The 15,700-nt window shown below is 66.1% G+C and carries 8 protein-coding genes; 2 read left to right on the top strand and 6 right to left on the bottom strand.

From position 1 onward, the window contains the following. Positions 1–226 precede the first annotated feature (226 nt). Complete coding sequence (locus tag BSF38_RS02605; protein ID WP_076343321.1) at positions 227–2,992, top strand: NF038122 family metalloprotease; 2,766 nt, start codon at positions 227–229, stop codon at positions 2,990–2,992. Between the two features lie 213 nt (positions 2,993–3,205). Further along, entirely contained in the window at positions 3,206–3,481 is a 276-nt protein-coding gene (locus BSF38_RS02600) for a lipopolysaccharide assembly protein LapA domain-containing protein (RefSeq protein ID WP_237170716.1), read from the top strand. 16 nt (positions 3,482–3,497) lie between these two features. On the opposite strand, the gene BSF38_RS02595 is transcribed toward BSF38_RS02600, so the two are convergent. The 6 genes from BSF38_RS02595 to BSF38_RS02565 all read right to left on the bottom strand — a co-directional run bounded on the left by BSF38_RS02595 (position 3,498) and on the right by BSF38_RS02565 (position 15,563). After that, the gene (locus BSF38_RS02595) at positions 3,498–4,448 is read right to left on the bottom strand and encodes a protein-tyrosine phosphatase family protein (protein WP_237170715.1); all 951 of its coding nucleotides are present in this window, start codon (positions 4,446–4,448) and stop codon (positions 3,498–3,500) included. 102 nt (positions 4,449–4,550) lie between these two features. Next, the gene (locus BSF38_RS02590; RefSeq protein ID WP_076350553.1) at positions 4,551–5,960 is read right to left on the bottom strand and encodes a DUF1552 domain-containing protein; all 1,410 of its coding nucleotides are present in this window, start codon (positions 5,958–5,960) and stop codon (positions 4,551–4,553) included. Positions 5,961–6,021: 61 nt separating this feature from the next. Beyond that, positions 6,022–8,598, bottom strand: coding sequence for a DUF1592 domain-containing protein (locus BSF38_RS02585; protein WP_168189294.1), 2,577 nt, complete (start codon positions 8,596–8,598; stop codon positions 6,022–6,024). Between the two features lie 627 nt (positions 8,599–9,225). Next, entirely contained in the window at positions 9,226–11,670 is a 2,445-nt protein-coding gene (ccsA, locus tag BSF38_RS02575; RefSeq protein ID WP_168189293.1) for a cytochrome c biogenesis protein CcsA, read from the bottom strand. Positions 11,671–11,910: 240 nt separating this feature from the next. Further along, positions 11,911–13,335 (bottom strand): DUF1501 domain-containing protein, encoded by a 1,425-nt coding sequence (locus BSF38_RS02570; RefSeq protein WP_076343318.1) that lies wholly within the window; start codon positions 13,333–13,335, stop codon positions 11,911–11,913. A 23-nt stretch (positions 13,336–13,358) separates the two neighbouring features. Continuing rightward, positions 13,359–15,563: a PSD1 and planctomycete cytochrome C domain-containing protein gene (locus BSF38_RS02565; protein WP_076343317.1), complete on the bottom strand. Its 2,205-nt coding sequence runs from the start codon at positions 15,561–15,563 to the stop codon at positions 13,359–13,361. Between the last annotated feature and the right edge of the window lie 137 nt (positions 15,564–15,700).

The following is a 15,700-nucleotide window of genomic DNA, read 5'->3' as shown; positions in this document are numbered from 1 at the left end:
CGACGACCCAGTGGACCTGCGACCCGGGCGGAAACCTGGATACGAAACGGTTCGGCGACGCGATCGCACCATATCACCAGGACTGCACATCATGATTCTGTCCACGAACTCCTTGACGGGTCGTGGTCGGCGAGGCCGACCGCGGACTTCGACGAGCCACCACTTCCGAGGTCGAGGCGCGTCTCAAACTCGGCCACGGCTCGAGCAGCTTGAAGCTCGACAACTCATGGCGCTGGTGATCAATGCGACCTTCGACAGCAGCATCACCAACGATCCCAACGCGGCCGCCATCGAAGGCACGATCAACAGGACGATTGCGGCCTATGAGAATCTGATCACCGACAACGTCACGGTCGACATTACCTTCCAGGAAGGCGGCGGACTTGGAGGAAGTTCGGGCGGCCTTCTCTATTTCATCAAGTACGCGGACTACCGCTCCGCCCTGGTCAGCCATGCGACGACCGCGAACGACAACACCGCGATCGCATCGCTTCCGGTGCAAACCAACGACCCAATCAACAACAACAGTCAAATCGCCGTGAGGTCGCCCCTCGCTCGGGCATTGGGATTCAACGCGCCGAACGCCGGGGGTGCCGCGGGCGACGGCACGATCACGCTCAACACGGCCATCTGTAATCTCGATCGCACGTCGGTGCAAGACGCCTCCAAGTACGACTTGCAGGCCGTGACCGCGCACGAGATCGACGAGATCCTGGGCTTCGGCTCATCACTCGACGCGGCGAATAATGGCACTCCGGTCCCCACCGGAATGGTCCGTCCCGACGACTTGTTTCGGTACGATCAAAACGGCGCCCGAAGCTATAGCTCGACGGCGACGGATCAAGCGTATTTCTCCATCGACGGCGGCACGACCGACCTCGCACGATTCAACCAAACCCATACAGCGGCGTACGCGGGGGATTACGGCGACTGGTACAGCTTCTTCGGCGGCCAGACGCCCCAGGTGCAAGACGCGTTCAATACGCCGGGAGCGACCGCGAATCTGGACGCCGCCGAACTGACGCGGCTCGACGTTCTCGGCTATTCGCTCGTCCTGAACGTCCCCCAGGTGACGGCTGCCGCGGATCAGACGGGGGTCGAGGGTGCGGCCAAGGCGTTCAACCTGGGAAGTTTCACCGACCCCGATGCGGCTCCCTGGGGCGTGACGGTCGCGTGGGGGGACGGTTCGTCGAACACCAGCTTCTTCCTCAACAGCGCGGGCTCGCTGGGATCCAAGCCGCATAAGTACGCTGAGGAGGGAAGCTACACCGTGACGGTCACGGTCAACGACTTCACCAGCCAGACGCAGTCCAAAACCTTCCAGGTGAACGTCTCCGATCCAGCCGTGATCGCCACCGGCCGGTCGATCAGTGCGGTCGAAGGAGCCAGCACCGGCTCGGTGGTGCTGGCGACGTTCACCGACCCCGGCGGCCCGGAGCCGATCGGCGATTACTCGGCCGACGTCAACTGGGGCGACGGCTCCGGGACGCAGGTCGGGGCCGGCTCGATCGTCTTCAACGGCTCGACCTTCGAGGTCCACGGCGTTCACACTTACGCCGAGGAGAGCGGGCCCGAACACCCTGGCTCGCAGCCCTACGTCATCACCGTGACCATCCACCACGAGTCGGCGCCCATGACGGTGGTCGCAAGTTCGGCCACGGTCTCCGACCCGTCGGTCGTGGCCGTGGGGGTTCCTGTCTTCGCGGTGAACTGCAAGACGATCACGGTTTCGCCGGCGACCTTCACCGACCCCGGCGGGCCGGAGAGCCTCAACGACTACTCGGCCTCCATCGACTGGGGCGACGGCACCGGCAGCTCGGTCGGCTCCATCTCCTATGCCGGCGGCGTCTTCACCGTCAACGGCGCCCACGCCTACGCCTCGCACGGCAACTACACGATCACGACCACCATCGATCACGAATCGTCCGTACCGTCAGTCGCGACCAGTACGGCCACGATCAAGGACGACCTCGGCCTCCTGCTGCTCGACCCCACGGCCGCCGGCTCTCTCCTGGTCACCGGCAACGGCAACGTCGTCGTCACAGGCTGCGGCGCGGTGGTCGTCGACTCCAACGCCCCTTACTACGCGGCCGTCGTCGCCCAGAACGGCAAGCTAAGCGCGTCGCAAATCCATGTCGGCGGCGGCGTATCCACCTGGGGCAACGCGACCATCAACCCCACGGCCGATCATGACGCCGCGGTCCCCGATCCGCTGGGGCTTGGGTTGCCCACGCCCCCGTCCCCGCTCTTCGGCGCGGTCAATGACACGAGAAGCGTGCCGCTCACGCTCTCTCCAGGCACTTACCTCGGCGGCATCCACGTCTCCGGCAACGCCACGGTGACGCTCGCCCCGGGCGTCTACTACCTGAAGGGCGGCGGGCTCTCGGTGTCCGGCAATGGAGTGGTCAAGGGAAGCGACGTCCTGATCATCAACGTCCCAAGCGGCCCCCGGGACACGATCACCCTCTCCGGCCTAGGACAACTGAATCTGACGGCCCTGACGAGCGGTCCGTATCAAGGAGTCGTAGTCCTCCAGGCCCCGGCCTCCAGCAACCCGATCCGCGTCACGGAGAATGCGAAGCTCAACCTGACTGGGGTGGCTTACGCCGCTCACGCGGCGGTCGATATCAGCGGCAACGGGCGCGTGACCATCAACCCCGGCCCGGGAACCGCGACGCTGCCTCCGATCGACGGGGCGCTGATCGCCTACGATTTGAACGTCGCCGACAATGGCGTCCTGACCATCAACCCCGATTCGCCGAGCCTCGCCATGGCCGCGACGCCGGCCAGTGGCTCGCTCGCCGCGTCGACCGGCGCGGCCGACGTCCACGCCGCGGCGATCGCCTCTCTCGCCGGCGACGGCGGTGCAAGGAATTCGAGCGCCAGCGTAAGCGGTGAAATCATGGCGCAGGCGGTCCTGAACTCCATGGCCGCCCCAGCAACCGATCTCTGGCTCACAACCGTCCCGCTCAAGAGCAAGACGTCAGCATAAGCCGAGTTTCCACGCCGGCACGCGGACGGCGACGGCTGGACCCGCTCGACTCGATGTTCAAACAGCTCCTGGGCTCGGCCCTGCGGCGCGGACTTACGAAACCCAGCGCCGCGAGGCCGTCTTGAAAGCCGAGAGGCTGTTCGTCACGGGAGTCGGTCGAGCTGGCCGCGTCGTCCGGACCTGCACGGCGTGATAGAATAAGAGTGGGAATATTTGACCGACGGGCCGAGCATCCGCTCGCCGTGTGAGATCGGGGGCGTGATGCGGTACATTCAGGCGGTCGTCTTGCTGGCTTTCCTCGGAGCGGTCGGACTCTTCGCCGTGCAGAACACCGAGGCGATCACAGTAACCTTCTGGACGTGGAGGGCTACCGGGCCGGTCGCCCTGTTGGCGATCGGGGCCTATTTTCTGGGAATGCTCAGCGGCTGGACGGTCGTGTCGTTCTTCAGGAGATCGTTGCACAAGGTGTCGGAGCGGCCGTCCGATTGAGACGCCTTGCAACCGATTATTTTGATTTCTCGTCGCGATGTCGAGCATGACAGTCGGTGCAACTTCTACCGATCGCGACAAAGCCGTCATCGAGCTTTTTCCGGGTCGCTTCGTTCGGGGAATCGCCGTGTCGTCGCAGCGCGGCCTCGAAATCGCTCGCGAGCCGGGCCGCCGCTTCCGACCGGCCGACTAAATCCGCGCCTCGGCGCTTCGTCTCCGCGTTCCTCGCCATCTCCTTGAATTGCTCGGCCAACTGCAAGGCTTCATGCGGAGGGTCGACGTCCGGGTGTGACGCCGGCGGCTTGTAACCGGCGTCGCGGATCGCCTTAATCCGGTCCCAGCCTCCATCGATCGCCACCATCCGCTCGACCAGGGCGGGCGCTGGGGCGCGCTCCGGGAAATCCGTGCCCAGCTTCGCCAGCTCGGCGGGCGAGGGCGGCTGGAAATCGGCCACCGTCGCGTACAGGCCCCGATAATCCGGCGACGTCCCCGCCTGCTTCAGCCAGGAAGCCGCGTCACCCTTGCTCCATCCCTCGATGGCGATGCCGCAGAGGGCCGCCGCGGCGGGACCGCGATGCTTCCCGTGATGGCAGTGGACGAACACCGGCCCCGGCAGCATCCGGACCGCCTGGATGATCCTCAACGCCTGCTCGCGCGGGATGCCGTCGTAACCGACCGGCAGATGCACGTAGCGGAGGCCGAGTTTTCGAGCCGCCTCGACGTCCGGCGCCGCGCCGTCGACGGTCAGAATCGTCTTGACCCCCATCGCCTTCAACGCGGCGAAGCTCGCGGCGCCGTTCGGCTGGCCGCCGCTGTAAAGACCGGGCCCCAGCCGGAAGACGTTCTCGATCCCAGGAACCTGGAGCGACGTCGGCGGCTCGCCAGCCCCTTGAGCCTCGACGATGACGCCGAGCAGCGGCGTCATCCCGAGCGCAACGACCAAGGCGCGTTTCGTCCGAAGACTCATGACGACTTCCTCGCTGACGGAGCCGACTGGCTCAGACCGGCCTCGTGCGCACGCTGCAAAGTCCCGGCGGCGCGCGAGGCAACGGATCCACGCGGTTCGGTATTAGATGTTCCCCAGACGTCCGGTGGAATCGCCGAATCGCTCCAACTGCTGGACGCCGAGGCGATCGGCCATGTCCAGGAAGAGGTTCGTCGCCGGTCGGGATCCGTATTTCACGTACCGGCCGGGTGTAAGCGTCCCTCCCCCGGCGCCGGCCAGCAGGAACGGCAGGTTGGAGTGCGTGTGAGAGTCGCCATCGGCGCAGCCGCTGCCGTAAACGATCATGGAGTTGTAGAGCAGAGAGTTGCCGTCGGCGTCTTTCGTCGCGTCGAGCTTTTCCAGGAACCTGGCGAACTGTTGGACGTACCACAAATCGATCTTGGCGACCTTTTCGACCCACTCCGGCCGGTTCTGGTGGTGCGACAGGTCGTGATGCCCTTCGGTGATCCCGATGTGGTCGAACGACAGATTACTCCCCTCGTGGGTGACCAGGAAAGTCGCCACGCGCGTGGAGTCGGTCTGGAACGCCAGGAGGAGCATGTCGTACATGAGCTGAACGTACTGCGTGTAGTCCGAGGGGATGCCCGCCGGGGTCTCGACGCCCGGATCTTGGGCCGTCCCGAACCGCTCCGCTCTTTCGATGCGCGTCTCGACCTCGCGCACACCGGTCAAGTATTGGTCCAGCTTGTCCTTGTCTTGAGGGTTGAGTCGTCGCTGCATGGAGCGCGCGTCCTCAAGGACGGAATCGAGGAGGGACCGCTGCTCTTGCCGGCGCTGCTGAAGGATCGCCCGCCGCTCGCCGGGGGCTCCAGTCCCAAACAGGCGTTCGAAGACCAGGCGCGGATTGGATTCCGGCGTCATGGGCGTCGTGGGCGAGCTCCAGGACAAGTTGTACTGGTAGGCGCACGAGTAGCCGGAATCACACGCCGCAGTCTTGCGCACGGAGTCGCATCCCAGTTCCAGTGAAGAGAAACGCGTGAGTGAACCGACCTGGCGCGCCATCATCTGGTCGATGGAAATCCCGGCGTGGACGTCGGTCGCGCTCTTCTTGAGTCGGACGCCGGTCAGGAACGTGCCGTTCGCGCGGGCGTGCTCGCCAGAACCATCAACGCCGTCCGGGCCCGGGCCCGCGGTCTGATGGTCCAGGCCGCCGAGCACCTGGACCAAGCCCTTGACCGGCTCCAATGGCTGAAGGCTGCGGCTCAGCGGAAAATTCGCGCCCTCAGCCGCCGGCCACCAGGCGGCGGGTATAGCGCCGTTGGGGACGTAGACGAAGGCCGCGCGCAGCGGGGCGCCCGTCGGGGTCACGCCCAGGCCGCCGACGGGCAACGCGCGCGAGGCGAACTGGGACGTCGGACGCAGCGACGCAAGGACCGGCAGCGCGACGGTCACGCCCAGGCCTCGCAGAAAATGACGGCGATTGAGACGCCCACGGCGGGGGGGGGCGGCCAGATCGGTTCCGGCGGGGTTCATCGGCTTCAAGGTTGCATCCTCAGTTCGGCGCGGTGTTCCGGATACATCGTCGTCCGGTCGGTCACGGGCTCGGGGACTTCCCCTCCGCGGGTCTTCGGCCTCTCTGAAACGGCGCCGATTCGACGACGCCGGAGATCAACGCGCCAGCGCGGCCGTTCTCTCGTTCAATGTGATCCACCAGCGAATCAATCGTCTCCACGTCCTGATAGTCGAGACCGCGCCCTAAAGCATACGTCAGCATTTTCTCGCTGAGACAGCGAAAGAAATCGCGGCCGTGTTCGTCGGCCAAGATGCGCTTCAGCTCCTGGACGTTCGAGAAGGACTCGCCGGTGAGGAGCCTGCCGCTCGAATTCACGGGACCGCCTTGCTCCCGTTCCCGCCAAACACCGAGCGCATTGAAGTTTTCCAAGGCCAATCCCAGGGGATCCATCCGATTATGGCAGGCGCTGCACTGGGGCTTTGCGCGGTGCAGCTCCAGGGTCTCCCGCAAGGTCGGAGTGCGGCCGGCGAATTCCTTCGCGGACTTTTCCAGAGGGGGGATGTTCGGCGGTTGAGGCGGCGGGGGAGTTCCCAGGATGTTGTCGAGGATGAACAAGCCTCGCTTCACCGGAGAGGTTCGATCCGGGTTCGATGTCACGGCCAGCACGGCTCCGAGCGTCAGAACGCCGCCGCGCGGGCTCTCGGGCGGCAGTGCGACGAGACGCATTTCCTTGCCTTCGACCCCGCCGATCCCATAGTGTTTCGCCAGCCGCTCGTTCAGGAAGGTGTAATCGCTGACCAGCAGCTCCCGCAGACTGCGGTCTTGGCGAAGAACGCGGTCGACGAGCATCTCGGATTCGAGCCTCATGGCCTGGCGCAATTCGTCGTTCAACTCGTGCTCGCGGACGCCGCGAAACGTTTTGAAGAACGCCGCGCGCACTTCGTTCCGTTCTTTCCGCTCTTCGTCGGTGAGCGTCTCGGGGAATCGACGGTTCAGTTCTTGCAGTCGCGCCCGGAGTCGGTCCGCCTCGGGATCGAACGGCTGATCGCGGTGGATCACGGCGAACGCATTGATCGGGACCGTCTCGACGTCGCGCGCCTGCAGCCACTGCCCGACGAAGTGCCGGACGAACTCTCTCGAACGCGGATCGGCGAACATCCGCTTCAACTGCGCGGCCAGGTTTTTCCTGAGCGCGTGCTCCTCGGCCAATCGAAACAGCTCGGCGTCGGGCATGGACGACCAGAGGAAATACGACAGCCGCGAAGCCAGTGCATATTCGTCGATGAGCGGGTATCGGTCTGAAGACCCTTCCTCAAGCCCTTCCTCCCGGAACAGGAACATCGGGGAAGCCAGCACGGCCGCCATCGCTTGGGCGACGCCGGCCTCGAAGGTCCGCCCCTCCCGGGAGTACTCGCGCTCGGCCAGCGCCGCAAGCCGATCCACCGTCGCCTCGTCCGCGGGGCGTCGAAACGCTCTTCTGGCGAAAGCCTGAAGCAGCGAGCGCGCGTAAAGCCGCCGCTCGGGGGCGCCCTCGGGGGCGTCGCTCGGGAAAAAGCGGGAATAGTTTGCGGGCCGGGTCCAGAAACGGCGTTCCCAAGGCCCGCGCACGTCCACCGAATCGATCCTGATCGTGAGAGATCTGAGTCGCTTCTCGTCCCGCGTCAGCGGTTCGAGGACGAACGCCAACTCATGCTCTCCCGCGCTCCAATCGAGGTCCAGTTGGGTGTGGAACGGCTTCTCGTCCTGGCGACTGAATTCCTGCCGGAACAATTCCCGATCATCCGCTTTGAAAACGACCCGGCACTTATTGTAGTCGGCTCCAAAGGCCTCCTTGTCGGTCGCCGTCAAGTTCAGCACCAGTTGATACCGGCCCGGGTGCTCGGCGTGGAACGTGCTTGCAATCGACGCCGGCTCGTAATACGAGAGCGGCAATGGCCCTTCGTCCTTCTTCTCGTCGTCGCCCGCTCGGCGGAAGCGTCGACCGGCGATCTTCGTTTCCGGGACGACTCTCGGGACCACCGGCACCGCCTGCACGACGATGGACTTCGCGGCGGCGAGGTACTTTTCCAGCAGCAAGGGGGAAACGGTGAGGACGTCGCCGATGTTGTCGAACCCATGACCCGTGTCGTCGGGTGGAAACTCGACGTTCGTTTCATAGTTCACGCCCATCAAGTCGCGAATCGTGTTTCGGTACTCGACCCGATTGAGCCGCCGCACCGTGACGCGGCCGGGGTCGGGGGTCGTCGGCTCGATTCCGAAGGCGCCGTACTTGATCCAATCGACGAGGAGCCGCCGCTCCGCCTCGGACGGTTGGGGTTCGCCGGTTGGGGGCATGAGGCCGGCCCTCACGTTCTTGAGTACGGCCCACCAGAATTTTTTGTCGCGCAGGCGCGCCGGGTTCAACGCGGATTCGTCGAGCGCCACGGACCCTTTGTCGATCCCGTCGCCATGGCATGCAATGCAGTAATCCTCAAGGATGGGTTGCACGCGCTCGCGGAATTGCTTCTCGAGCTGGTCCGCCGCGCTCGCCTCCGCGGCGAGCACGACCACGTGGGCAAGGACGAGGGTGACGCCCACCCGCAGCATGCACGCCAAACCAAGCGTCAGTCGGCCCGGGCGACCCAGTCGAGCCCCCCCCGGACCCCACAATGCACCCATTGCCCGAATCCTCGCCCCTTTATACATTTCCGCCTGGGTAAAGTTTGCAGATTTTCATTTGATTTTGCAACACACGCGTAGTTCTTGCTCTTCCTTCACGATCCAGTACCACCGGGCGCCGTCCCTTTCCACTTTCGCGAGCCAACGGCCGAAGAGGCTTGGAGCGGTCGGGCCTGGAGTCCGCCGGCCGCGGACTTTCGATCAGTCCTGTTTTCATCGTTTTTTGCGACTACGGCGACCGGAATCCGCCGCCATAACCACCTCTTCGCCCCCAATTCATCCACTAAACTTATCCCAGAAGAAGGAGCCGAGATCTTTGGCTCGGCAGGCGTCGACTTGAAAACATACTTCGACCAGGGACAGGCGAGAACGTCGTGCATCGCCCCGGCATTGTAATCATGTCTTAAAAATTCGTAATTTTCAACCGCCACGCGGCTCTTTCGATCGCCGCGCTGTTGACGAGATTCACCATGGCCGACGGCGTCGTCGCGGCGACTACACGCATGCCAGCGCGCGGGTGCATCAAAGCTGCGACGATCGCAAGAGGGACGATCGCCGCGTCCGACCTGTTTAAGCGTCGGCTTCTCTTGCTTGCTTCTACCGGGCGAACGACTTGAAACCACATCGCTACGACTGCGATCGCGACCGCCGCCACGCCGCGGCGCCGACGACCGCCAGCAGGGCGAGCGCGCAGGTCGACACGATTCTTCCGTCCCCGCCTTCGGTAAAGCCGAAGTTGTGCATCCCGACGCGCAGCGCGAAGTTGACGCCGTACCAGGACACCAGTACAGACATGAAGCATACGACCGACGAGGCCGCGAGTCCGAACGTGCTCATCCGGCCGGTGAATCGGCCAAGCAGAGGCGCGAGATAGACCAAAAACGTGATCAGGACCCAGACCTCCTTGGGTTCCCAACGCCAGTATCCCCCCCAGACTTTGCGAGCCCACGCGGCGCCCAGGATCGCGCCCGCCGCGAGGAGTAGGACGCCGACCTGCATGGCGCGAAAGCTGAAGCCGGCCAGGGTCTCGATCCGCGCGACGGGTTCCCGCGTGGGAACCGCCAGCCGACTCATCACGATCAGCGCGCCGCCGACCAGACCCACGAGCCACGCGTCGGACGAAGCGAGGGCGCTCGCCAACGGTCCCTGGACTGTCCCGGTCGCAACGGCGACCACCCCGGCCGAGCCGGCCGCCGCCAGGACGACTCCGAGGACGCACGCGCGCCGAGGCGACCGATTCGCGAGTTCGCCCAGCAGGCTGAAGCCCCCCACGAGCGTCAGACCACCGCCCAAGGCCGCAACGCCCGAACTCGCGTACTCGAGCCAACGGGCGTCGAGCATCGATAGAGGCGAGAGCCGATACGACGGGTCGAGTCCGAAGCGGCCGAGCACGTAGAGTGGCATCCCAAGCGACAGCGGCCAAGCGAGCTCGCGGCAAGACGGGGATCGGCGATAAGTCGCCGTGAGGCAGCACCCCGCCGCCAGCAGCCCGAAGCCCATTGCCAGCGCGAACGCCGCGTAGCTGGAGACGATCGGCAGGACATGGCCGACAAGCCAACGATTGGTCCGCAGCACCAGCGGGATCGCTTGGATGCTCGGGTCGAGGCACGACGCGTTCTCGGCCAGGAGCGTCGCCAGCAAGGCGACGCCGCTCCCGGCCAGCGCGGCGTACTTCTTCCGCCAGAGAAGCTCGATCGCGAGGCCCAGGGTCGCGGTCGCCAGGGCGGCCCAAACGACCGTCTCGTACATGGTCGTGACCGGCCCCCAGCGAGCGATGCGAGACCTGAGCAAGAAGCCGTAGAGCTGAAGTGCGATCCCGGCCATGAGGCCGACCATCCCCAAACCGTAGACCGCGGCGCTCCGTTTCCCGGCGGCCGTGCGCAGATCCGCCTTGGTCCCCAGACTCGCCAGCAGCAGCGCCAGACCCAAGGCGTACGCCATCGGCGCTTTGGAGAACGGCGCGAATCGATTCAAACGCGACTCGCGCGCCATCGCGGTCGAATCGCCGTAACGCCCGAGGCTCGCGCCAAGGTCGCGAGCGGCGGTGATCACGGCGACCACGACGGCCTCGGGGACGTTGCCGGGCTCCGCGCGCTCCGCGTCTTCGAGGTCTCGATAGCTCTTGCGGAACGCCACAACTTGTTTGAGAGGCAACCCCGCGCGCGACAGCTCCGACTCGTCGCTCTGGATGACGACCCCCAGGGGGAGCCAGGGCGAACGATCGCCCAGCCAGAGCCCGAACTTCTGGTCGAACATGCCGTCTTCCCCCGGCAGGGCCCACTCCTTGCTCGGAAGGCTTTGGAGAAACTCCACAAGGGTGTTGGCGACGTTGGCCTCCAACGGCGACAGGGTCTGATCAGGCTTCATGCCTTTCTCGAAACTCTCGGCCGAATATTTGGCGTAGGTTCCGGCGGAGGGGCGCGGGATCACCAGAAGGTCGAGTGGCTTGGTCGCCGGGCTCTTGTGCTCCCGGAGCGCCTGGTAGCGAAAGAATTGCTCGGCGAGCTCGGTCGCCTTCTCCTCGATCAGCGTCAGTTCCGGGACGGCCCCCGTCCCGCCGAAACGGGTCCGGTCCTTCTTGTCCAGGATCTCGCCGGCCCACCGCGGGAACGTGAGCGTGCGACCTTCGTGCTGAAGCTGAGTCTTCTCGAGCACGCGCGGCGAGAGCCACTTGAGATCCCCGCCGATCTTGGCGGCCAAGGCGTCGAGAGTCTTCCCCGTCGTGCTTGCTTCGCCCGCCTGATGCGCCGCTGCGCGCAGGTCGGCCTCGGCCAGCTCCGGCTGCGCGGCCAGCGCCTGGAGCAACTTTCCGACCACGGACGTTTCCACGCCGGCCAACGATCGGACCTGCTCACGGATCGACGCCTCCAGGAGCAGGCGTTTCAACGGCGGGTAGTCGACCAGAATGATGTCTTGATCGTCCCAGAACTCAGGACGGGCCGACCAGTCCAGGACCGCCGCCACGGGTTCCCAGCTCGCCGTCGCCTTGCCGTCGGGGCCGAGGAGTTTGATGGCGGACCGGCCGTAAATCCGTTCGACTTCTTCGGCGGCCATGCTATTGAGGGGTTTCACGCGTCCCCGATGTTCCACGGGCAGGTCGCCGAGTAAAGCGTACGCCCGTCCGGAGCCGACGCGCGCGTCGTGAGCGCCCCGCAAGCCGACGCGAGGGCTCGACAGCGCCGCGACCGCGGCTATCGCCGACACAAGGCCGAAGGAAAGCCATCGGATTCGCCGCAGAGTCGTGGAGCGCGTCATGAATGGAACTCGAGGAGCGGTTAAGCAGGAAGTGGTGAGGGCTTCACTCTACTCCGTTCAGGCGAAAAGTTCGCGTACGACTCGGCCGTGGACGTCGGTGAGGCGGAAGTCGCGGCCGGCGTAGCGATACGTGAGGCGCTCGTGGTCGACGCCGAGCAGGTGGAGGATCGTGGCGTGGAGGTCGTGCATGTGGACCCGATCCTGGACGGCCTGATGGCCGAAGTCGTCGGTGGCGCCGAAGGCGAAGCCGGGCTTCACGCCGCCGCCGGCCAGCCAGACGGTGAAGCCCCCCGGGTTGTGGTCGCGGCCCGTCCCTTTCTTCTCGGCGTAAGGGGTGCGTCCGAACTCGCTGCCCCACCAGACGAGCGTGTCGTCGAGCAGCCCCCGCCGCTTCAGGTCGCGCAGCAATCCGGCGATCGGCCGATCCACCGCGCGGGCGTGGTCGGAGTGCTTGGCGAGGTTCGCGTGCTGGTCCCACGCGGGGTTCGCCGTGCCGTCGCCGTAGGTCACCTGGACGAACCGCACCCCCGACTCGCACATCCTCCGGGCCAACAGGCACTGGCGGCCGAAGTCGTCGGTTTCGGGCGTTCCGACGCCGTAAAGCGAAAGCGTTTCCTTCGATTCGCCCGCGAGGTCGAGCACGCCCGGCGCGCTGTCCTGCATCCGCCAGGCCAGCTCATACGAAGCGGCCAGCGCCTCCAGCTCGGAGTCGCCGGGGCTTCGCCGCAAACGCTCGGCGTTCAACTCGCGGAGCAGCCCAAAGTGGCGGCGGCGCGAGTCGTCGGTCTGGCCAAGGCTGGCGAGGTCGCGGAAGCGGGCCTCGGAAGCTCGCCCGCCCGCCTTGCCCAGCGCGGTCCCCTGAAACGCGGCCGGCAGGAAGGCGTTGCCGTAGTTCCGCGTCCCGCCGTTGCCGCTGGTCGGGGCGATCGAGACGAAGCCGGGCAAGTCCCGGTTCTCGGTCCCCAGGCCGTAGAGGACCCACGACCCCATCGACGGCCGCACGGAGGTCGCCGACCCGGTGTGGAGGAACAGCGTGGCCGGCCCGTGGGCGACCCCCTCGGTGTGCATCGAGTGGATGAAGCAGAGATCATCAACGCATTGGTTCAACTCGGGAAACAGGTCCGAGCCCCAACGGCCGGACTCGCCGTGCCGGGCGAATTTCCAGGGGGACTTCATGATCAGTTGCGACGATCCTCTCATCCCGGTGTTGGCCAGCACGCGGGCGTCGTCGAAGCCGAGTTGCTTGCCCGCGTCCCGCTCAAGGCGAGGCTTGTAATCGAACGAATCGACCTGGCTCACTCCCCCCTGCATGAACAGGAAGATGACGCGCTTCGCCCGGGGCGCGAAGTGAGGAGCGCGCGGGGCCGTCGGATCGACCACGCCGGCGCGGGCCTGCTGGTCGGCCAGCCCGGCGAGCGCCAGATAGCCGAATCCACAGCCGGCGGCTTTCAGAATTTCGCGGCGGGGGATGGGTCCGGGCACGTGCGATTCTCCGGGTGGACGGCTTACAAGCTTCGGAAGTCGGCCGACTCGAACAGGGCGTGAACGACGTGCGACCACGCTTCCTCATCGTCTTCGGCCGACGATCGGGCCAGAAAATCGAGCGTAATGCGGCGTTCCGACTCGGTCGGCGCCCGGCCGAGCACCCGCAGATAGGCGGTGCCGAGTCGGTCGGAAGCGTCGGCCGCCGGCTCAGCGAGCAAGCGGCGGGCGGCGTGGCGCGCCTGCTCCAGCACGAACGGATTGTTCATCAGGAACAGCGCCTGCGGGGCCACGATGCTCGCGTCGCGCCGGCCGACGACCATGCTCGGGTCGGCGAAATCGAACACCGTGAACAGAGCGGGCAGGGCGTTGCGGAAGACCGGCTCGTAGACGCCGCGCCGGGAATCGCGCGACAGGAAACCGTAATCGGCCGCGAGATCGGGCGGAAACGATCGGCCTCCCATCTCATGGCGCAGCCGGCCCGAGGCCGACAGCATTGCGTCGCGCAGGCATTCGGCGTCGAGCCGACGGCGGTTGGCCCGGCCCAACAGGCGATTCTCGGGATCGATCGCGCGGCCGTTCGAAGCGTCGACCGAGGCCAGCCGATACGTCCGCGACAGGACGATTCGACGCACCAGCGATTTGATCGACCAGCCGTCTTCAACGAACCGGATCGCCAGCCAATCGAGCAGCTCGGGATGAGAGGGAGCCTCGCCGGTCGTGCCGAAGTTGTCGGTGGTGCGAACCAGGCCGGCGCCGAACAGCCAGTGCCAGGCGCGGTTGGCGATCACGCGGGCGGTCAACGGATTGTCGGCCGAGGCCAGCCAGTCGGCCAGCTCGCGCCGGCCGCTCTGGTCGCTCGGCAAGGAGGGCGGCCCCCCCCGGCTCGCCGCACGCAGCCAGCCGCGCCGCACCGGCGAGCCGGGGCTGTGAACGCTGCCCCGCACGAGAATCCGCCCCTCGGTGATCACGGACGACTCCACGAGGCTCATCGCCATGTCCCCGCGCGACGCGACGGCGGCCTCGCGTTCCGGAGACGTCGGCAGGGGGGCTTCGATCCACTTCGAGACGTTGTCGTGCTTCAACGCCTTGGCGTTGTGGAGGATGCCGGCCAGGGCGTAGTAGTCGGCTGTCGGGATCGGGTCGAACTTGTGATCGTGGCAGCGGGCGCAGGCGATCGTCTGGGCCAGGATCGCCTTGCCGATCACGTCGATCTGCTCGTCCACGAAATCCATTTCGAGCTGCGCCTTGTCCTGCTCCTCAAGATTCGTGTTGCCCAGCAGGAGGAACGTGACGGCGATCCGCCGCCGACGCTGGGACTCCAGGTCGGCGGCCGGGAGCAAGTCGCCCGCGATCTGTTCGCGGAGGAACTGATCAAAAGGCAGGTCGGCGTTGAAGGCGTTGATGACGTAATCTCGGTATCGCCACGCCTCCTTCAGCACGAGGCCGCGCAGCGTCAGCGACTCGCCGAAGCGGGCCACGTCCAGCCAGTGGCGTCCCCAGCGCTCGCCGAAATGGGGCGAGCCGAGCAGGCGATCGACCAGTCGCTCGTAGGCGACGGGCGCTGGGTCGTGGATGAACGAATCGATCTCCTCGGGAGTCGGCGGCAGGCCGGTCAGGTCGAACGAAAGGCGGCGGATCAGCGTCGCGCGGTCGGCCTCGACGGCGGGTCGCAGGCCGGCGGCCTCCAGACGCGCGAGGAGGAACTGGTCGATCGCACCGACGGGCCACGAGGCGTCGCGCACCGGCGGGGGCGGCGCGTCGACCGGCGGCTGATACGCCCAATGATCGCGACCGGCCGGCGGAGCTTTCTCGACGTCCCGCGCGGGGGAGGACGGCTCGGATCGAGGGTCGGCGGCGCCCCGCTGGACCCACGCGACGAAGTCGGCGACGACCTCATCCGGAAGCTTCCCCTTGGGCGGCATTCGCAAGTCGTCGTCGTGACGAAGGGCCGCGATGAGCAGGCTCTCGTCGGGCTTGCCCGGCTCGACGGCCGGTCCGCCGTCGCCGCCGCGAAGCAGCCCCTCCCGACTGTCCAGCTTCAGGCCGCCGCGAAGCTTCTTCCGCGTCGACGACTCGACCGAATGGCATGCATAACAATGCTCGACCAGCACCGGCCGGATCTTCCGCTCGAAGAACTCCACCTCGTCCGCGTCGACCTCTTGGAGCGGGGCCGACCATCCGGGCGCGAGCAGGAAGACCGTCGCGAGGAAGAGTAGGCGAGGCATGAGGAGGCCCCGAGGTTCATGACTTCGTCCGTCGAACGCGATTGCGATCCCGCAATGATAAACCACTCACAGGCCGGTCGCCAGTTTCCTCTCGTCCCGCTCAGGCCGGACGCGACCCATTGACACGCAACCCCGGG

It is taken from the genome of Paludisphaera borealis (assembly GCF_001956985.1).
Taxonomy (GTDB): Bacteria; Planctomycetota; Planctomycetia; order Isosphaerales; family Isosphaeraceae; genus Paludisphaera; species Paludisphaera borealis.
The sequence above is the reverse complement of the archived record's forward strand: the minus strand, read 5'-3'. Positions and strand labels throughout refer to the sequence as shown.